Source organism: Bradyrhizobium sp. JYMT SZCCT0180 (assembly GCF_018130165.1).
Classification (GTDB): domain Bacteria; phylum Pseudomonadota; class Alphaproteobacteria; order Rhizobiales; family Xanthobacteraceae; genus Bradyrhizobium.
In genome coordinates this window covers 42,264-62,142 of the sequence record NZ_JAFCLZ010000020.1, presented here as the reverse complement: position 1 = coordinate 62,142, position 19,879 = coordinate 42,264, and the positions used below count along the sequence as shown (strand labels likewise).

The 19,879-nt window shown below is 63.6% G+C and carries 16 protein-coding genes; 10 read left to right on the top strand and 6 right to left on the bottom strand.

The window, feature by feature from the left end:
* Positions 1-32: 32 nt before the first annotated feature.
* Entirely contained in the window at positions 33-2,300 is a 2,268-nt protein-coding gene (locus JQ641_RS27060) for a fused MFS/spermidine synthase (RefSeq protein ID WP_211998927.1), read from the bottom strand.
* Positions 2,301-2,644: 344 nt separating this feature from the next.
* On the opposite strand from JQ641_RS27060, the gene JQ641_RS27055 reads away from it, so the two are divergent.
* The 4 genes from JQ641_RS27055 to JQ641_RS27040 all read left to right on the top strand — a co-directional run bounded on the left by JQ641_RS27055 (position 2,645) and on the right by JQ641_RS27040 (position 5,901).
* Positions 2,645-3,625 carry a Bug family tripartite tricarboxylate transporter substrate binding protein gene (locus JQ641_RS27055; protein ID WP_211998926.1) on the top strand — a complete coding sequence of 327 codons (981 nt, stop codon included), beginning with the start codon at positions 2,645-2,647 and terminating at the stop codon, positions 3,623-3,625.
* Positions 3,626-3,821: 196 nt separating this feature from the next.
* Positions 3,822-4,910, top strand: coding sequence for a TRAP transporter substrate-binding protein (locus tag JQ641_RS27050; RefSeq protein WP_211998925.1), 1,089 nt, complete (start codon positions 3,822-3,824; stop codon positions 4,908-4,910).
* Positions 4,911-5,046: 136 nt separating this feature from the next.
* Entirely contained in the window at positions 5,047-5,274 is a 228-nt protein-coding gene (locus tag JQ641_RS27045) for a hypothetical protein (RefSeq protein WP_211998924.1), read from the top strand.
* A 345-nt stretch (positions 5,275-5,619) separates the two neighbouring features.
* Positions 5,620-5,901, top strand: a complete 282-nt coding sequence (locus tag JQ641_RS27040; protein ID WP_211998923.1) for a hypothetical protein — start codon at positions 5,620-5,622, stop codon at positions 5,899-5,901.
* Between the two features lie 64 nt (positions 5,902-5,965).
* Here the strand turns inward: JQ641_RS27040 and JQ641_RS27035 are convergent, their stop codons facing one another.
* Positions 5,966-6,304 carry a monooxygenase gene (locus tag JQ641_RS27035; protein ID WP_211998922.1) on the bottom strand — a complete coding sequence of 113 codons (339 nt, stop codon included), beginning with the start codon at positions 6,302-6,304 and terminating at the stop codon, positions 5,966-5,968.
* Between the two features lie 70 nt (positions 6,305-6,374).
* On the bottom strand, positions 6,375-7,349 hold the full coding sequence (locus JQ641_RS27030) for a Bug family tripartite tricarboxylate transporter substrate binding protein (RefSeq protein ID WP_211998921.1): 975 nt from the start codon (positions 7,347-7,349) through the stop codon (positions 6,375-6,377).
* Between the two features lie 1,164 nt (positions 7,350-8,513).
* On the opposite strand from JQ641_RS27030, the gene JQ641_RS27025 reads away from it, so the two are divergent.
* The 4 genes from JQ641_RS27025 (at position 8,514) to JQ641_RS27010 (ending at position 13,163) form a co-directional block, all read left to right on the top strand.
* Complete coding sequence (locus JQ641_RS27025; protein WP_192737752.1) at positions 8,514-9,326, top strand: UDP-2,3-diacylglucosamine diphosphatase; 813 nt, start codon at positions 8,514-8,516, stop codon at positions 9,324-9,326.
* Positions 9,323-10,378 carry a glycosyltransferase family 4 protein gene (locus JQ641_RS27020; protein ID WP_211998920.1) on the top strand — a complete coding sequence of 352 codons (1,056 nt, stop codon included), beginning with the start codon at positions 9,323-9,325 and terminating at the stop codon, positions 10,376-10,378. Before JQ641_RS27025 ends, JQ641_RS27020 begins: the two co-directional genes overlap by 4 nt.
* Positions 10,379-10,431: 53 nt before the next feature.
* On the top strand, positions 10,432-11,421 hold the full coding sequence (locus JQ641_RS27015; protein WP_192737750.1) for a threonine ammonia-lyase: 990 nt from the start codon (positions 10,432-10,434) through the stop codon (positions 11,419-11,421).
* Between the two features lie 227 nt (positions 11,422-11,648).
* The gene (locus JQ641_RS27010; protein WP_211998919.1) at positions 11,649-13,163 is read left to right on the top strand and encodes an outer membrane protein; all 1,515 of its coding nucleotides are present in this window, start codon (positions 11,649-11,651) and stop codon (positions 13,161-13,163) included.
* Between the two features lie 67 nt (positions 13,164-13,230).
* On the opposite strand, the gene JQ641_RS27005 is transcribed toward JQ641_RS27010, so the two are convergent.
* Both JQ641_RS27005 and JQ641_RS27000 read right to left on the bottom strand, forming a co-directional pair.
* Positions 13,231-14,799: a caspase family protein gene (locus tag JQ641_RS27005; RefSeq protein WP_211998918.1), complete on the bottom strand. Its 1,569-nt coding sequence runs from the start codon at positions 14,797-14,799 to the stop codon at positions 13,231-13,233.
* Positions 14,800-14,914: 115 nt separating this feature from the next.
* The gene (locus tag JQ641_RS27000; protein ID WP_211998917.1) at positions 14,915-16,288 is read right to left on the bottom strand and encodes a hypothetical protein; all 1,374 of its coding nucleotides are present in this window, start codon (positions 16,286-16,288) and stop codon (positions 14,915-14,917) included.
* 76 nt (positions 16,289-16,364) lie between these two features.
* On the opposite strand from JQ641_RS27000, the gene JQ641_RS26995 reads away from it, so the two are divergent.
* Positions 16,365-17,567 carry an MFS transporter gene (locus JQ641_RS26995; protein ID WP_211998916.1) on the top strand — a complete coding sequence of 401 codons (1,203 nt, stop codon included), beginning with the start codon at positions 16,365-16,367 and terminating at the stop codon, positions 17,565-17,567.
* Between the two features lie 28 nt (positions 17,568-17,595).
* Here the strand turns inward: JQ641_RS26995 and dgcA are convergent, their stop codons facing one another.
* Positions 17,596-18,603, bottom strand: coding sequence for an N-acetyl-D-Glu racemase DgcA (gene dgcA / locus JQ641_RS26990; RefSeq protein WP_211998915.1), 1,008 nt, complete (start codon positions 18,601-18,603; stop codon positions 17,596-17,598).
* A 141-nt stretch (positions 18,604-18,744) separates the two neighbouring features.
* Between dgcA and JQ641_RS26985 the strand changes: the two genes are divergently transcribed.
* On the top strand, positions 18,745-19,878 hold the full coding sequence (locus tag JQ641_RS26985; RefSeq protein ID WP_211998914.1) for an MlaE family ABC transporter permease: 1,134 nt from the start codon (positions 18,745-18,747) through the stop codon (positions 19,876-19,878).
* The last annotated feature ends 1 nt before the right edge of the window (position 19,879 follow it).

The following is a 19,879-nucleotide window of genomic DNA, read 5'->3' as shown; positions in this document are numbered from 1 at the left end:
GTGGCATCGCTGCTCTCATCCGGGCTGCATCCTCAGTCGCTGTCTTTCTTCATCTTGGCAATCAGCGGGCCGAGCAAGTTCGAAAAATCATCGCTCCACGGGGCTTGACCAGGCGCAGGCTTCTCGACGTCCCAATCCTGCAGCAATCCAAGGTCGATATCATTCCGCGCCAGCACCATGACCGTCGAGAACTTTATCATCGGGTCAAGGTTCGGCACCTCATCCTCATCATACAGCCGGGCGATCAATCCTTCGCTCGCCGCCGCGGTCGCGGCAACGACGCCGGATAGATCGAGATGATTATTGGATATGTGTGTCACGATAATGCCGTCTGGCGTGAGGCGGGACAGGTAGATCCGCAGCGCTTCCCGGGTCAATAAATGCACCGGAATGGAATCGGACGAGAAGGCATCGACGATAATGAGATCGTAACGGGCGTCGGTGGCATTGGCGAGCGTGAGGCGGGCATCGCCCAGGATGATGTTTGTCTCGGGTTTGCAATCGCGCAGGAAAGTGAAGCGGGCCGGGTCTTTGGCGATGCGGATGATATCCGCGTCAATTTCATAATAGTCGAGACGATCCTGTGGCCTCGCGAGGCAGGCGATCGAGCCTGCTCCCAGCCCGATCACGGCGATCCGGGCAGGGCCGTTTTTCTTGTTCTGCACGGCATCGACCGCTTCGGCGATCGGCGAGTCCGGATGATAGTACGTCGAAAGCACCGGCCTGCCGGTCACGGGTTTGCCGTCGTCCGTCGTGAGCCGCTGGGCGCCGTGTAATTCCATGCCGTGACGCAGCGCGCGGAAGCGGCCATCCTCGGTCACCTCGATCTTGTGAACCCCGAAAAAGCTGCGCACGGTCTCGAGATGCCGCACGTTCGGCGGATAGGCCCGCGTCACGATGAAAGCGGCGGCAAACAGCGCGGCGAGCCGGAGCGACGAGGAACTCGAGAACAGGGCGCCCGCCACCAGAAGCATGACGGCTGCCCATACCATCCAGTTCGCGACGGGCAGAACCGCAAAACCCTCGCGGAATCCCGGCAAGCTTGCCAGCAGCACAAGCGCGACAAAGCCAGCCACCAGACTGGCTTCCCTTGGCTTCGGCCACGAAACCACCGGGCGCGCCAGCGCAGCTGCGACAATCAGAATCGGGTATTCCGCGATCCAGGAGAAAATCTTCGGCGCGATCAGCCCTGAGAAGATTCCCCCGAGCACGCCGCCCAGCGACATGCAGAAATAGAACCGCGTGAGATAGGCCGGCTGCGGCCGCGTCGCCGCCACCAGGCCGTGACAGATCATCGCCGTGACGAAGAACGTCAGCAGATGCAGCCCGACATCGACGACGAGCCATGTGCGGATTTCGAGCGCCAGCGTCAGCACGATCAAGGCCAGCAGCGCCGGCTGCGCCTTCATCCAGGTCGCCTGCGCGATATGGTTTCGCTCGCTGAACACCAGGATGAAGCTGATCAGATAGAGCGACAGCGGCAGCACCCACAAAAACGGCGCCGCGGCAATATCGGTGGTGATGTGCGTCGTCACGGCAATCATCAGCGCCGACGGCACGAAGGCAAGCGCCACCCAGTAAACCATTCGTCCCAGTGCAGGCGCCGCCGCCGTTGCCTGCGCCTGCGCCTGCGAAACGGGATTGTCGTGGTCGCGATTGAAAAACACCAGGCTTCCGCACAGCGCGATCAGGGCAACCAGCAGGTAGTAGCCGTAGCGCCACACGCCATTCTGAAAGCTCAGCGTCGAGAGCGGCTCCGCCAGCAATGGGTAGGCGAACAACGCCAGCAGGCTGCCGACATTGCTCGCCGAGTAGAGAAAATAAGGATTGCTCGCTTGAGCAAGACCGGAGCGGGCAAACCATGCCTGCAGCAGCGGACCGTTGGCGGACAGCGCGAAGAACGGAAAGCCAAGCGAGACCGCAAACATACCGAGCAGGAAAAGCTCCTCGTGATCGGCGGGCGGCTGGTCCCAGCCATTCGCGACCGAGAGCGGGACGAATACGGCCCCTCCCAGCATCACGCACAGATGGATCGCGAGTGCCCATCGGCCCCGCACCAGCCGTGTCAGCAAATCGGCATAGGCGTAGCCCACCAGCAGCACGCCCTGGAAAAACACCATCGCCACCGACCACACCGATGGCGAACCGCCAAATCGCGGCAGCACCATTTTCGTAAACAAGGGCTGCACGGCAAACAGCAGCGTGGCGCTGAGAAAAATAGCGGCGGTGTAGAGCGCAATGACCAGGGTCGAACGGCTGGCCGAGGCGGTCACAAGCGCCGGTTTGACGTGATCGGCCATGTAAATGCTTGGTTATCGAGCGCCGCTTTTGCCGGGGCAATCTCGAAGGAATGGATCAAGTATGAAATAGAAACCGGGGAGATCAAAGGGTTAATCGGCAGCCAAAGCGTGCCTCCGCGCTGCCCCAACGACGGCAGAAAGGCACCGGCCAATCGACCGTTTTGTGCCTCATTGCTGGCGCACCGTCGATGCCGTGCAGAGCGGCCAGGCGCCCCGGCTTTCCTTGTCCGAATGGCCCATTGGCGGGACCATGCCCGGCACCTATAATTCGCCGCCTGTAATTCAAGTGAATCGCGACGCCGCCAACGTGCGGACCAGCCGCAAATATCCGGGAGAGAAATGCCGTGAGACAAAAAAACCTGCGCTACGCCATATTGACCGTTCTGGCGGGCCTTTCCATTGCCGCAAATTCGGCCCAGGCCCAGACATGGCCGGATAAGCCGATCACGTTCGTGGTGCCGTTCGCGGCCGGTGGCGGCACCGACGCTTTCGCGCGCCCGCTCGCAGCCCAGCTCGACACCCAGCTTGGCAAGCGCGTGCTGGTCGAAAACCGCGCCGGCGCCGGCGGCACGGTGGGCGCCTCCGCAGCGTCCAAGGCCGCCCCCGATGGCTACACCTTCTTCATGGGCGCGGCGCATCACGCTATTGCACCCTCGCTCTATCCCAACCTCGACTACGACATCGAGAAGGATTTTGTCGCGGTTGCGCTGATCGCGCGTCCGCCGCAGGTGATCGTGGTCAATCCCGACAAGGTCGCCGCCAAGACGCTTGCCGAATTCATCGCGTTCAACAAAGCGAACCCGGGCCAGTTGAACTACGGCTCCGCCGGCGCCGGCACCACGCATCATCTCGCGGGCGAGTTGTTCAAGATCCTGACCAAGACCAACCTCCAGCACGTGCCCTATCGCGGGGCGGGACCTGCGATGCAGGATCTGATCGCCGGCCACGTGCCTGTCGTGTTCGACGGCATGGGCTCGTCGGCCGCGCCGATCAGGGCCGGGCAGCTGCGCGCGCTCGCGGTCGCCGCCCCGAAGCGGGTGGCGGCTTTCCCCGACCTTCCCACCGCCAAGGAAGCCGGTCTGCCTGATTTTGAAGTGGCGACCTGGTACGGCCTGTTCGCGCCGAAGAACACGCCGCCGGCGATCGTCGAACGCATGATCAAGGAGCTGCGGCAGGCGATGCAGGTGGCTGCGATCAAGGAGGCCTGGGAGCGCAACGGCTCTGATGTCCCTGATGTCACGGGCCCTGCATTCGCGAGGATGGTGTCAGACGAAGTCGTGCGCTGGCGGAAGGTCGTGAAAGAGGCCAATGTGAAGCTGGACTAACGAGCGTTTCCCTTGCTCCTTTCCTTGGCTCCAATGCGGGCACCGTTGAACGGTGCCCGCCCGCCCGCCGTGGATGGCGCGGTGCGCGGAAGTAGCGCTTCCACGCATCCCCCAAAGTTCGCTAAGATGAGGACTGAAGGCTGCGGAGGCCTCGCTGCCCCGCGCCAATACATCTGCAATTCCAGGGAGTGATCACATGAAACGCCGTACGTTCCTCAAAGGCGGCGCCGTGGCCGGCGCGACGACGCTGGTTGCGGCACCCGCGATCGCGCAAGCCGCGCCCGAGATCAAGTGGCGTTTGACCTCGAGCTTTCCAAAGTCGCTCGAGACCATCTACGGCACGGCGCAGACCTTTGCCAAATACGTTGCTGACGCCACCGACAACAAATTCCAGATCCAGACCTTTGCGGCCGGCGAGATCGTGCCCGGCCTGCAGGCGCTCGATGCCGTGAGCACCGCGACCGTCGAGATGGCGCAGACCCCGCTCTATTTCTACATCGGCAAGGAGCCGGCGCTCACCTACGCCACCGGCGCGCCGTTCGGCATGAACCATCGCCATCAGCATTCCTGGTGGACGTTCGGCGGCGGCGCTGATCTCTGCAACGAGGCGCTGAAGCCGTTCAAGGCGCATGCGATCCTGTGCGGCAACTCCGGTACGCAAATGGGCGGCTGGTTCCGCAAGGAGATCAAGACCGTCGATGATCTCAAGGGCCTCAAATTCCGCATCGCCGGCATGGGCGGCCATGTGCTCGCAAAGCTCGGCATCGTGCCGCAGCAGATCGCCGGCGGCGACGTCTATTCGGCGCTCGAGAAAGGCTCGATCGATGCCGCCGAGTTCGTCGGTCCTTACGACGACGAGAAGCTCGGCTTCTACAAGGTAGCAAAATACTATTATTACCCCGGCTGGTGGGAAGGCGGGGCCATGCTCCACATGATCGTCAACGACGAAAAGTGGAATGCGCTCCCCAAGCAATACCAGGCAGTGCTCAGCCAGGCCGGCGCGGCGGCGGGCGCGTGGATGATCGAAAAATACGACAGCGTCAATCCGGCCGCCCTGAAGCGGCTGATCGCGGGCGGCGCCGAACTGCGCGCGTTCCCGCAACCGGTCATGGAGGCCTGCTACACCGCCACGCAGGACCATCTGAACGAAATCGCCGAGAAGAGCCCGCTCTTCAAGAAGACCAAAGAGAGCCACGACGCCTACATGAAGGAAGTGCTGTTCTATACGCAGATCGCGGAGAACTATTACGACAACTATCTGCTCAGCAAGATGCGCAGGGGCTGAGTGCGGGCGCGCGCTCGTCCTGTGAATCCGGATTATTGGTGCGCCGGTGAGCAGGTCCATTCGCCTGACAACTAAAGGGACTGGGAACGATTCTCCGTTCCGGGCGTCGATCTTCGACGTGCCGTGGAGAACTCCGATGATCGACGAAGGTATCGATGCAAAGCTAAACCAGGCCAAGGAGGCCGTTCAGGCGGCTACTCAAACGGTCAAGGAAACTACTCAATCGGTTGCCGACGCCATCGAAGCAGGCCGGCAACCGGGTGCGCCTCTTGACCGCTTGGCTCGCTGGGCTCGAGAAGCGCCCCTGCACGCCGTCACTGTCGCGTTCTTGGTCGGTGTTCTGCTTGGGCGTCGCCGTGGGTAATAGACACTGCGCCTTTCCTCGGTCGATCGCGCAAGTTGGGTGGCGACCTCGGCGACCGCCTCTCGACGATGAACCGGTGAGCTGCCCAATCCGCGCGCGGGGAAGGCTCACTCTGCTCAAGGATTGCATCGTCAGGACCAAGGTCTCTGAAAGCAGCGACGAAGGGCGAGCAATGTCCAAGCCTCGGGCTTCCCGCATCTGCCCCCGACGCGCGCCGACGACGATCGATAAAATTTTACGCAAATTGATAAGTGGCGAACAACCGCTCCGGCAAAAACCGGGCGATGTTAAACCCGGTCTTTATCGCGCACGTGCATCCTCCTGCAAAAGGAGGCGCGAAAAGCGATGCCCATTTTTCAGTATTTTTACGTCGTAGGATCGGCACTGTTCGTATTGTTGTTTGTTTCCGATGCTTGCCTGCGCGACAGCGAGAGCGATTCACGCTTCGACGGGTCGCTCTATCAAAGCGCCATCTACGCACCCCGAGCGGTGGAAACCCTCACCGAGCCGCGCTTCACGCAGGATGCGACGCCGGCCGACCGCGTCCGGGAAGTGTTTGCCCAGTTCGTGCCCAACGAAGGCAAGCGCAGCAAGCGCTACTCTTCGGCGGCGACGCGCGGGACGTAGAATCTTCCGCGCGCGTAACGCGGTGCGCGCGATCCAATCACGCGCACCGACGCAACAGCTATCGTCAGGCCACGGCCTCGATCGCATTGCCGTTGACGCGTGTCTCGTCCTTCAAATTATCGACCGTCACGTGGGTGTCGTACCAGGTCAGGCGAGGGCGCGCCCCGAAGCGTTTGGTCAATTCCGCCACGCGTTCCTCCGTGAACCAGGCTTCCGCCGATTGGCGGCTGTCCCAGAGATAGACGCCGCCGGTACCGGTTTCGCCGTTCAGGTAGTCCTTGCGGATCAAACCTTTTGTGGAGAGGCCGCGGTAGGTCGGCGCGCTCGACGTGCCGCCCGTGATTGCCTGTTCCTCGGTTCGCTTCGGCAGGTCGAACTGAACGACAACGATGCAATTGGCCATGGCGGTTTCCTCAGGTGCGGTTGAGCGGATGGGGTAGCGGCAGGTGCAGTCCGCGCGCTTGCAGTTTAACCTAGTTGCCGAGCTTGATGCCGGCGTCCTTGATCACTTTTGCCCATTCGGGCGTCTCCTTCCTGATGACGGCCGCAAACTCCGCCGGCGTATTGCCGACCATCTCAAGCCCGAGTTCGTCGAATTTCCTGCGCACCTCCGGCAGCGCCAGCGCCTTGACGGTTTCGCCGTGCAGCTTGTCGATAACGTCCTGTGGCGTGCCTGCCGGCGCGAGCAGGCCGAACCACGGCACCGCCTCGAAACCGGGAAATCCGGATTCCGCCATCGTCGGCAGGTCGGGCGCCAGCGCCGAGCGCTTGACCGAGGTGATGGCCAGCGCGCGTAATTTGCCTTCCTTCGCCAGCGGCACCACGTTCACGATATTGGCGAACGACATCGCGATGCGGTTGGCGAGCAGGTCGGGCATCAGCGCCGTGGTGCCACGATAGGGGACCGACGCGATGTCGACATGCGCCATGTATTTGAACAGTTCGGCGCCGAGATGCTGCGACGTGCCGACGCCGGCATGGCCATAGGAGAGTTTGCCGGGCTGCGCCTTGGCGAGATCAACCAGTTCGGCCACCGTCTTGACCGGCACCTCGGGCGGAACGGCGAGCACGTTCGCCGCGATGAACACCTGCGAGATCGGCGCAAAATCCTTGACCGGGTCGAACGGCAGCTTGTCATACAGGCTCGGATTGATGACGAGCGCCGAGTTGCCGCCCATCAGCAGCGTGGTGCCGTCGGCGGCTGCCTTGGCGACGCGTTCGGTGGCGATGTTGCTGCCGGCGCCTTGCAGGTTCTCGACCACGAACGGCGTGCCCCAGACCTCGGCAAACCGTTCGGCCAGAATGCGCGCCGCAAGGTCCGGTGCGGTGCCGGGCGTGAAGCCCACCAGGATCTTCACCGGCTTGCTCGGATAGCTGGACTGCGCCGATGCCGCCTGCGCCGTCAGCAGCACCAGCAGCGCGGCGGACAGGCTCGCTACGAACTTCATCGTTTCCTCTCTCGTCCTGCATGCCGGTTTGCGCGGTCATTGCCGCAGGATCTGGAGGAAGTGTGACAGCAGCAGCCGCTGCCGACAAGTCGCCCGCATGAGCGGATGCGATATGCGGCGGGGATGCGACACAAGACCCGGATATCGCGTTGCTCATCCGGGCTACATGCCACACGAACGGTCGGCTCCCTCCCCCCTTGCGGGGGAGGGCGGGGGAGAGGGGTTCACTCGGGCAGTCCCGATGACGCCACCCCTCTCCCTAACCCTCTCCCGCAAGGGGAGAGGGAACGGAGAGAGCGCGGCAAATTGGCGCGACGGGCAAATCAGTTCCGATTTTCGGAAATCATGTCAAGCCCCAGAATAAAAAATATTTCTGTTTACCGGAAGTAAAATCAAGTGCATATGTTTGGCCATCCCGTCCCACTTAGAGGGCGTCGGCCGTCGTCACGGACGTTGGACGGGTTGCGGTGGACGCTGGTTTGCGCTGAGACGATGGCGCGGACGGGCGTACGGCAAAACCGTGTGGTCCTGGCACCCGTCGCCGGCGTCAAGCTGTCGGAGAAGCGTGAGCGGAAACGATAGCGACGGAGTCAACCAAGAACTCCTCTCCGGGGAGAGCACGGCATAAGCCGTAAAGCCATTGCGCAGGGAAGGCCGGGTGTTCCCCGCTGCCCTGTATGCTCGTGTGCAGCCTACTTAGTGCTAACCGCACACGGGACCGCGGGTGCAGCGCGCACCCGGTCTTCCCTGCGCCCTCATTTTCGGGGGCAAGGAAATTTCTGGCAAAGCTCGGGCGCGATGCGCCGCGAGAATGCGGACGTGCATCTAATAGGGCGACATGCGGCCACACATTCGCTGTCGTCCCGGCCTTGAGCCGGGACCCATACGCCGCGGCCCATCAATTGGAGCGCTGGCGTTAGAGACCTTCTGCAAACAACATCCGCCGCGGCGTATGGGTCCCGGCGTTCGCCGGGACGACGAACCAAATAGGCGATCCGATTGTACGCATCCGGGCGATGACCGTAAATCCACGTGACTTGCCGTCGTTTCCCTGTCGCATCGCGCTGCTATCCGCTTTTGCAGGGGCGCGTCATCGATTCGCGTGGGGCTATCAGTCGCGTCGGTTGTCATCGCCCTGTCACAGGGATCTGTTAGGTGCACGGCATGGGTAGTGACTCCTCGAGTGAAGAGAGCCCGGAGCGGCGCTTTCGCACTTTGTTTATCTCCGACGTCCATCTCGGAGCCCGCGGCTCGCAAGCCGACCGGTTGCTGGACTTCCTCAAAAGCCACGACGCCGACACCATCTATCTCGTCGGCGATATCGTCGACGGCTGGGCGCTGAAGTCCAACTGGTACTGGCCGCAATCGCACAACGACTTCGTGCAGAAAATGCTGCGCAAGGCGCGCAAGGGCGCCAAGGTCGTCTACGTGCCGGGCAATCACGACGAGTTCCTGCGCAACTATTACGGCACCCATTTCGGCGGCATCGACGTGGTGGAAAACACCATTCATGAGGGCGCCGACGGCAAGCGCTATCTCGTGATCCACGGCGACATCTTCGATCTCGTGGTGCAGAACGCGCGCTGGCTCGCCCATCTCGGCGACAAGGCCTATGATTTCGCCATTCAGATGAATCGGCTGGTCAACTTCTTCCGGCGCATGTTCGGCGTGCCCTATTGGTCGCTGTCGCAATGGGCGAAGCTGAAGGTCAAGAACGCGGTGAATTATATCGGCGCGTTCGAAAAGACCCTGGCCGGCGAAGCGCGGCGTCATGGCGCCGATGGCGTGATCTGCGGCCATATCCACTACGCCACCATCCGTGACGAGCACGGCATCCGCTACATGAACTGCGGCGACTGGGTCGAAAGCTGCACCGCGCTGGTCGAGCACGAGGACGGCCGGTTCGAAATCATCACCTGGGCTGATCCGCAGCGCCGGCTGGCGCCGGTTCCCCGCGTCGCGGCGCGCGCCGCATGACGCATATCCTGGTCGCGACCGATGCGTGGCATCCCCAGGTTAACGGGGTGGTGCGGACGCTGACCATGATGGCGGAGGCCGCCAAAGGCTTCGGCGTCGATGTCAGCTTCCTGACGCCGCAATCGTTTCGCACCTTTGCGATGCCGAGCTATCCGGATTTGCAGCTCGCGCTGCCTTACCCGGCGAAGATCGCGGCGCTGATCGAAGCGGCCAAGCCCGACAGCATTCACATCGCGACCGAAGGTCCGATCGGCTTGCTGGTTCGACGCTATTGCCGCAAGCACGGGCTGCCGTTCACCACGAGCTTCCACACGCGCTTTCCGGAATACGTCTCGGCGCGCTCGCCGATTCCGGAAAAATGGGTCTGGCGCGCGCTGCGCTGGTTTCACCGGCCGAGCCAGGCGGTGATGGCGGCAACACCGGCGCTGGCAGCTGAATTGCGCCAGCGCGGATTTCGCAATGTGGTGCTGTGGTCGCGCGGCGTCGACACCTCGCTGTTTCATCCGCGCACCGCCGACCTCTGTCTGCCGCAGCCGGTGTTCCTCAGTGTCGGCCGCGTCGCGGTCGAAAAGAACCTCGAGGCATTCCTCGACCTCGATCTGCCCGGTACCAAGCTTGTTGTCGGCGATGGCCCGGCCCGTGCGGCGCTGGAGCGGAAGTATCCGGATGCCGTGTTCCTGGGCTCCCGGCACGGCGAGGAACTGGCGGAGATTTATGCGGCCGCCGACATCTTCGTGTTCCCCAGCAAGACCGACACCTTTGGCCTGGTGCTGCTGGAAGCGCTCGCCAGCGGCGTGCCTGTTGCCGCGTTTCCGGTCACCGGTCCCCGCGACGTGATCGGTGCGGCGCCGGTCGGCGTCCTCAGCGAGGATTTGCGTACCGCCTGCCTGGAGGCGCTGCAGATCCCGCGGCAGGCCTGCGTGGAGTTCGCCGCCGGCCACACCTGGCAGGCCTCGGCGCGGGTTTTTGTCGACCATGCGCTCAATGTCCGGGCCTTGGGGCCCGAAGGCGAGGTGGTCGAGTTTGTGGAAGACCCGCATTTCGCCGCCTGACTTCACCGGATTGCGTCTTGCCCGCCCATCCACGGACGCGATACAAAGTGGTCATGACGGATCAAGCCTCGATGGTACCGATTGGTGCCGCAGATATCGATGCGGCGGCGCGGGTGGTTGCGCCCTTTGCGGTGCGAACGCCGCTGCTGTCGTTCCCGGTTCTCAACGAACGCGTCGGAACCAAGGTCTTTCTCAAGCCGGAGATGCTGCAGCGGACCGGTTCTTTCAAGTTCCGCGGCGCCTTCAACAAGCTCGCCTCGATCCCGCAGGCCGAACGCGGCGGTGGTGTGGTCGCGTTCTCGTCCGGCAACCACGCCCAGGGCGTGGCGGCGGCGGCGCAGATCCTCAACATGCAGGCGACCATCGTGATGCCCAAGGACTCGCCGCTGACCAAGCGCGAGCGCACCAAGGGCTATGGCGCCGAAGTCGTGCTCTATGACCGCGACAAGGAAGATCGCGAGGCGATCTCCAGGGACATCGCGAGCAAGCGCGGCGCGACCCTGGTGCGTCCCTATGACGATCCCTTCGTGATCGCGGGGCAGGGCACGGCGGGCCGCGAGATCGCGGAGGATATGACCGCGCTCGGCCTGACGCCCGACATCGTGGTGGCGCCGGCCTCCGGCGGCGGGCTGATCGCGGGCGTTGCGACGGCCATCAAGGCGCGCTTTCCGCAATCGACGCTGATTGTCGCCGAACCCGAGGGCTATGACGATCACGGCCTCTCGCTGCGCGCTGGCCATCGCGAAGCCCATCATGCGGCCGATCGCACCATCTGCGACGCGCTGATGGCCGCGATCCCCGGCGTGATGACGTTCTCGATCAACAGCAAGCTGCTGGCCCAGGGCGTGGTTGCCTCCGACGCGGAGGTCGGGGCGGCGGTGGCGTATGCCTATCGGGAACTGAAGCTGGTGGTCGAACCCGGCGGCGCCGTCGGCCTCGCCGCCTTGCTGGCCGGCCGGATCGATGTACGCGGCAAGAACGTCGTCATCGTTCTCTCCGGTGGCAATGTTGACGCCGACCTGTTCGCCAAGCTGGTCGCCTGACTGGGTGCGGCAGGACGCCGCAGGTCGCGACGGCTCAGCCCGGCCCGGTAGCGAGAACCGCCAAATCCCGTGATTCCCGAGTGCTTGCGCATTAGTCCAACCGGTGGCCGGGCCGGAGTCCAACCCATTGCTGTGGTAGTGTTGCACCGCAGGTACACGCGAGTTCCCCAAACGAAGGTAAATTGTTCCCACTGAGGAACAGTTGAACGAACCTTGTGGGGCTTGGAATGAATATCCGGAAGAGCGGTCTGTGGATCACCGCGACGGCGCTCGGCGCGATGATCCCGTTTGCAACCGCCCTGGCGGCCGACATGCCGGTGAAGGCCGCGCCGATCGTGGCCGCGGCTTACGATTGGTCCGGCGTCTATCTCGGTGTGCACGCCGGCTATGGCGGCGGCATGAAGGATTGGGACGCGCGCAACGCTGATTTCGTCGCGCGCGGATTCCTCGCCGGCGGTCAGGTCGGCATCAACAAGCAGATTTCCAGCTTCGTGTTCGGCCTCGAACTCGACGGTTCATGGGCCGATATCAGCGGTTCGCAGTTTGTCAGCGTCGGCAGCGCGGCGCTTGGCATCACCAGTTCCCAAACCGCCAGATCGAAGATCGACGGTCTCGTGACCATTGCAGGGCGCGCGGGCCTTGCGGCCGATCGCTGGTTCGTTTTTGCCAAGGGTGGCATCACCGTGGCGCACGAGCGTCATTCGATGGATGCTTCCGCGACCGGATTTGGCCAGGCCGGAACGGCTACCGCCGGCGGCAACGAGATTCGCTATGCGCCGATGGTCGGCTTCGGCGCCGAGTACGCGCTGGGCGGCAACTGGTCGGTCAAGGGCGAGTACAACTACATCCATCTGGACACCACGACGACCACGTTGAGGGGCACCGCGACGCAGGCCGGGCTCACCGCTCCGTTCAGGGCCGATGCGCAGATCGAAGAAGCGATCCATGTCGTCAAGGTCGGCGTCAATTATCGCTTCGGCGGCGTTGCAAAGGACCCGTCCTACGCGCCGGTGCCCGCCGCGCCGGGCACCAACTGGTCGGGCGCCTATATCGGTGCGCAGGCGGGCTATGGTTTCGGCCGCAAGCAATGGCCGGACCTTGGACAGGCCGTCGCTCCTGTGACCAACCTGCCGCAGTATGACATGAAGGGCTGGCTGGCTGGCGGCACCGTCGGCGTTAATGCGCAAGCCGGGCGCTTCGTGTTCGGTGTCGAAGGCGAGTTGCTGGGCACGGATATCAAGGGAAGCCAGACGATTGCGCTTGCCGCTCCCGGTGTCACCCAGACCCTCAACTATGACAGCAAGATCGACTGGCTCGCGCTCGCAACCGCCCGTGCCGGCTTCGTCGTTGGCGACCGCCTGATGTTCTACGGCAAGGGCGGCCTTGCGATCGCACAGGAGAAGCACAATTTCAGCTTCGCCTCGGTTGCCGTCCCGGGTCCGGGCGGTATCGGGGCTAATGTATCCGCGAAGGCCGTGCATACCGGCGTGGTGGTGGGCGCCGGCGGTGAATACGCGCTGGGCAACAACTGGTCGATCAAGGCGGAATACGACTACATCAAGATGTTCGCACAACAGGTCACGGCCACCGGCACCGTGAATTTCAACATCCCGGGCGTGCTTGTCGGTACCGGCGGCGGAGCTTTTCAGGGCAGCAAGCTGACCCAGGATCTGCACCTCGTCAAAATCGGCGTGAACTATCATTTCAGCCCGCTGCCGACCGTGGTCACCGCGCGCTACTGATCGGCGCTCTGAACTCTTCAGCGAAAGGCCCCGGCATCGACCGGGGCCTTGTTGCATGATCGTGCGATCAGCGCCTGAATCCGCCGCCACCAAACGAGCGGCCACCGCCAAACGAACCGCCGCCGCCGAATGAGCGGCCACCACCGAACGAATGCCGCGAGTGAGCATACGAGCGCCCGCCGTACGAATGGTGCGAGTGAGAAGAGTGGCGATGGCTGGCGTAGTGGTGCCTGGAGTAATGGTGCCGATTGTCGCTCATCCGATGGGATCTGCTGTGGTCGTGGAATCGGCTCTTGCCATGCATGTGATTGGCATGCGCGTGGCCGTTCATCCTTGAGGAAGTGTGGGTGAACCTGCCCGGCCTGTGGCCGTGCATCGAGGCGGACGCATTCATTCCCTTTGCCGATGAGGCCAGGGATGGCGCACGATGGCCGTGCGAAAAGCCATGTCCATGGTAGCCCGCGTGCTTCGTCATGCGGTTGAACTGCATCAGCGGAACGTGTCTGGGCTGCGATTGCAGCCTCAATGCGGTGCGCGCATACGGACTGTCGGGGAAGCGGTCGCGGAACGACCTGTAGCCGCCAGATGTGTTCGTGAGCACCGCCTTGTGCCACGCATATGACTGCCGGTAGTTGCCAAGCAGCACGCGAACGCGATCGGACAGCGGGTCGGACGGATACAGCTGAATGAATTCTTCATAATGTTCGGGCGAACCTTCCGACAGGACGTAATCATAGGCCTGACGCACCGAACGCGAAGGCAGGTTCGACGCCATCTGGACCACCGGGCCGCGCTCGGGCGCGCGGGTTGCCGCAACAGCCGTATCGCCGAAGAAATAGAAGTCGTTGGTCAGCGACGAGCTTTCCCACGGCGTCTGCCGGCCGCCGGTGGCGTTGTTCACTTCGAGACGAACGCGCTTGAACAATTGCTCGATCGGCAGATTGGGTTGGCGCGCGATGTTCAGGAACGCCGACGTATAGGGGCTGTGATTGCCATCGCCATCATGGGCTACCATGCCCGGCGCCGTCGAATATCCGACGATCGAGCCGGCCGGCGCATCGACCATTGCAAGGCCGCGCCCGGAATCGTCGACGTCGGGAAAGGGATTGTTGCGGCAGGCGTCGAGCACGACGATCCGCATCCGGCTCGAGATGGTTTCCAGCGTTCCCATCAGGTCGACCAGACGCAGCGAATTGCTGTCGAGATCCGACAGCTTGGAAATTCGCGCATCGATCGGCAGCAGGTAGTTCTCGCCCTCGAGCTGCACGCCGTGCCCGGCATAATAGATCATGGCGACGGCATTGGGTCCGCGATTGGAAACCCGGTCGATAAAATCCTCCACCGCCTTGAGCATGTCGCTGCGCGTCAGATCGGTCGCCGTCGTGACGTCAAAGCCCGCCGTGTTGAGGAGCTGCGCTACCGATCGCGCATCGTTGCTCGGATTGGCGAGCCGCGGCGCGATCTGGTAGTTCGCGTTGCCGATCACGAGGGCGACCCGCTGCTCGGCCGGCAGCGATCGAACGCCTTCGCTGATGGCGGCGTTCACGGCCTCGGCGAAAGCGGTGCCGGTGTGCGCCAAGCTCAGCAGGCTGCCCAACAGACCGGCGCAAAGCGCCAATGATTTGAACCCTGGCATGGGTGTCCTCCATCCAATCTCAAGGCGAGATGTCCGGCGGACAGGCTAGTTTGGGGCGTGGGTGCTGTACGTGACCTTGGTCACTGTTCGATTTCGTGAGCCGTGGAGGTCGGCTTCATGAGAAGAACGCGATCTTCTCGGCCTGGCTCATGCGCCGGATCGGGGCCAGCGGATCATTGGCCGCGACAGGTCTGCGCACGATGCCGCTGGCGATGATCGATGAGCCGAGCGAGACTTCCAGCGCCGGTTCCGGCATGGCTGCGGCAACGGGCTGAGGCGGTGGTTGAACCGGCGGCGCGACCGGTGCGGACATCATCGGCTCGGGCAATGCAGCGATGATTTCGGGCGGGGCCGGAAGCGGCTCGATAATCCGAGCCTCCTCAATAATCGGTTCCGCAAGCCGGGTTTCCTCAACCATGGGCATTGCGACGTGGGCTTGCTCGATCTCCGGTTCGACGAACTCATCGTCGTCGATGGGATCGGGCGCGCCCATCTCCATCGCGATCATGTCGAGGACCGCCTCGTCATGGGCGTCGGCAGCCTCGGCGGTGAGTTCAATCCCGGCGGTTTCGACTTCCTCCAGCGCGGCGTCGGCCTGGGAGACCACAGCTTCGACGACCATAGCTTCAGCGACCATAGCTTCAGCGACCATGGTTTCAGCGACCATGTCTTCAGCGGCCGGAGCTACAGCGTCGGTCGAAAAGGAACTGGTTGCTGCCTGGGCTTCCGAGGCGGGCGCTTCCTCGATGATCGCGGCGACCGCCGGGGTTTCATCCTGCGCCACCGGCGTGAGCGCGGCAACATACGCCTCAGCAATTGGTGTCTCGGCAACCGCCGCCTCGGCAACCGGCGCGGCTGTCTCTTCATCACCGAATTCTGCGATCCGTCCGGCAAGCGAGGCGAACGCGGCCTCCAGCGCCACCTTGGCCTCGTCGGAGGAGATTTGCTCGGCGCCCTTCTCGATGACCTCCACCTGCGAATCGATCAGGTCGCAGATTCGGCTGTCATTGCCGATTTCCCGCAAGCGCCAGGCGATTTCGCGAATCACCCGCGCGCCCTTGCGCACCGGCGCCAGCTTCTCGTTCAGCGCCAGCCCATCGATCGCCCCCATCGCCGAGGTCTGCGCCGCTTCCAGCGCCCCGCGAATCGCAATCAAGGCCTCGACTAATTTGGCCTCGGCGAGGCTATTGTCCGCGACGGCGTCCGCCGCCGCTCGCTGTGCGTTGGCAGCTTCGCGCTGTGCGTTGGCAGCCTCGCGCTGGATGGCAAGGCTCTCTTCCTTCTGCGCGGCAAGGCTTTGCTCGATCCGCGCCACCGCATCGAGCACCATGCTGGTGTCGGCGTTGCGGTTGCGCTTGGCGTACTCGCCGAGAAACCAGCGGCCCCGCGAAGTCTCCATGAAGGCTTCGCTGATCGCAGCATAGTCTTCCTCGCCCGGCAGCGCGGCGCGTGCTGAGATCGGCGAAAGGGCGAATGCTTCGTCGGCCATGCTAAACTCTTCGCGCAAATCACCGCGCGTTGCGATAACGAAACAACACGATATCGGGCGAATCGCAATTGAATTGATGCCAAGCGAATCACAAATCCCCACCGCATCTCAAGTTGCATCGAAGCGATTCGCGGCGCGGCTGGCGCTGTTCTACGGCGCGACGTTCGGGACGATGGGCACCCATCTGCCGTTTTTCACGCTGTGGCTGAAGTCGGTCGGCATCGACGCCTCCTGGATCGGAATCATTTCCGCGGTTCCTGCGGTGACGCGATTTACCGTGCTGCCGTTCGTGACCGGTGCCGCCGGGCGGCGCTATTCGCTGCGCGCGGTCCTGATCGTCACCGCGACCGCCACCGCGCTCGGCTTTGCGGTGATCGGCACGCAATATCTGCCGCTCGCGGTGCTGCTCGCTTATGCCGTGACCTGCTGCCTGTGGACCCCGATGGTGCCGCTGACGGATGCCTATGCGCTCGGCGGGGTGGCGCGCTATGGCCTGAATTACGGACCGCTAAGGCTGTGGGGTTCGGCCGCCTTCGTCGTGGGCGCATTGATCTGCGGCCTGCTGGTCGATTTCATTGCGGCTAGCCAGCTGATCTGGGTCATTGCGGCGGTGGCGGCGCTCGGCGCTGTCGCGAGCCTCGGGCTGCAGCCGCTGGACCGGCCAAAACCGCAGGCGACCGCGGTGCTTGGCGCGAGCGCCTTGCTGCGAGATCCCGGTTTCCTCGCCATCATCGTCGCAGCCGCCCTTATCCAGGGCAGCCACGCCGCCTATTACGCCTTTGCTTCCATCACCTGGCAGGCGTCCGGCCTGGACGGGCTGACCATCGCCGGCCTGTGGGTGCTGGGCGTGCTCGCCGAGATCGTGGTGTTCGCGCTCTCGCCGCGTTTCACGCTGGCGCCGGCGCTGCTGGTGGTGATCGGCGCGCTCAGCGCGGTGGCGCGCTGGCTGATCACCGCGCAGGAGCCCTCGGTCGTGGTGTTGTCGTTGGTACAGCTCGCGCATGGCCTGACCTATGGACTGACGCAGGTCGGCGTCATGGGACTGCTGGTGCGTCACGTGCCCGGCCATGTGATGGCGCGCGGGCAGGGCTATCTCGCGGCCTGCGGCGGCATCGTCAGCGGCACGGCGTCCGTCGTGTCGGGATTGGTCTATGCGGGCTATGGGCAGCGGGTCTATTACGTGATGGCGGCGATGGCACTGCTGGCCGCGATCGTGATGTGGCTGGCGCGGCACCGGCTGGCAGCGTTTTCAAGCGAAGTGGACACCGGTTCGCGCTAGCAAACGCGTCAAAATAGAATCTACCGCGTCAGCCCCAGAGCGCGGCTTCCGGCGGATAGACCAGGCTGCCTTCGTAGCGCAGCCCGTCCTCGCGGTCGCGCGCCAGCAACAGCGGGCCGTCGAGATCGACGAAGCGCGCGTGTTGCGCTAGCAGCATTGCAGGGGCCATCGCGAGCGAGGTGGCAACCATGCAGCCGATCATGATTTCGAAGACGAGTGCGTGCGCGGCATCCGCCATATCAAGCGCTTCTGTCAGTCCGCCTGTCTTGTCGAGCTTGATGTTGACGGCGTCATAGCGTTCGCGAAGGCCGCTGAGCGAGGCGCGGTCATGCACGCTTTCGTCGGCGCACACCACAATGGGTCGCTTGATGCGCGCCAGCGCGGCATCATTGGCGGCCGCAAGCGGTTGCTCGACCAGCGTCACGCCGAGTTCGGCGCAGGCGTGCAAGTTCCGCTCGAGATTGTCCGAGGTCCAGGCCTCGTTGGCGTCCACGATCAACTCGGATTCGGGGGCGGCCTTGCGGACGGCCGCGATCCGCTTCTCGTCGCCGTCGCCGCCGAGCTTGATCTTGAGCAGCGGGCGGCGCGCGGCCTTGGCGGTGGCTGCCGCCATCGCCTGCGGCGTTCCCAGCGAAATCGTGAAGGCGGTGGTGCAGGCTCGCGGCGCCGGCCGGCCGAGCAGGGTCCAGGCGCGCTGGTTCCTGCTTTTGGCCTCAAGGTCCAACAGCGCGCAATCCAGCGCGTTACGGGCGGCGCCTGCTGGCATCGCGGCCTGCAGGGCGGTTCGGTCCAATCCCCTGGACAGCGGTTCCTGCATCGCCTGAAGGGCAGCCAGGGTCGTTTCCGCAGTTTCGCCATAGCGGGGATAGGGAACGCATTCGCCGCGCCCGGTATGGCCGCCATGGCTGACTTCGGCCACGACGGTAACCGCTTCCGTCTTGGCCCCCCGGCTGATGGTGAACGAGCCGGCGATCGGCCAGCGCTCGATACGGGCGACAAGCTGTCGGGCAAATTCCTGGGATCGGCCGGAAGTCATTTTAAAATCTGGCAATTTCTGAACCGCGCGCTTGCTCGCCGCAACCAACTATGGCTGGTTAGGGACAGATTCTACAAGGCAATGCGGCGTGCCGGACCATACCTTTTGCATCATTAGCGGGCGGGCCAGGGGGCGGGCATCGTGAGCGCAGACCCGACACTGGAGCGGATAGCCCAGGGTAACGGGCTTGCGCTGTGCGCTGCCGGTTCGTGGACGGCCCGCTTTGCCCCGGTGCTCGAGAAAATGGTGGCCGATGCCGAGAAGCTTCGTGGCAGCCGCCCCAACATCTTCATCGACGTCTCGCAGGTGTCGAAACTCGATACGTTCGGCGCCTGGCTGATCGAACGGCTGCGCCGCAGCCTGACCGATGGCGGAATCGAGGCCAAGATCGCCGGCCTGTCGGCGAACTATTCCAGCCTCGTCGACGAGGTGCGCCGGGTCAAAGCCGAACCTGCCGTTCAGACCCGTTCAGTGACGATCACGGGCATGCTGGAGCAGATCGGCCGCAGCGTCGCCGGCATCGGCGGCACTCTGGTCGGATTGATCGAGATGCTCGGCGCGGTGCTGGCAGCGGCCGGCCATGTCCTGATTCGTCCCCGCGGTTTCCGCCTGACCTCCACCGTGCATCATCTGGAGCAGGTGTGCTGGCGCGCGGTGCCGATCGTGGTGCTGATCACGTTCCTGATCGGTTGCATCATCGCACAGCAAGGCATTTTCCATTTCCGTCAGTTCGGGGCCGATATTTTCGTGGTCGACATGCTCGGCGTGCTGGTGCTGCGCGAGATCGGCGTGCTGCTGGTGGCGATCATGGTGGCGGGGCGTTCGGGCTCAGCCTACACCGCCGAACTCGGCTCGATGAAAATGCGCGAGGAGATCGACGCACTACGCACCATGGGTTTCGATCCGATCGAGGTCCTGATCCTGCCGCGCATGCTGGCGCTGGTAATGGCGTTGCCGATTTTGGCTTTCCTCGGCGCGATGGCCGCACTCTATGGCGGCGGCCTCGTGGCGTATCTCTATGGCGGCGTCGAACCAGAAGCCTTCCTGCTGCGGCTGCGCGACGCGATCTCGATCAATCATTTCATCGTCGGGCTCATCAAGGCGCCGGTCATGGCCGCGGTGATCGGCATCGTGGCCTGTGTCGAGGGGCTTGCGGTGCAGGGCAGCGCCGAATCGCTCGGACAACACACCACGTCGTCGGTGGTGAAGGGAATTTTCCTGGTCATCGTCATGGATGGCGTGTTCGCCATCTTCTTCGCATCGATCGGAATGTGAC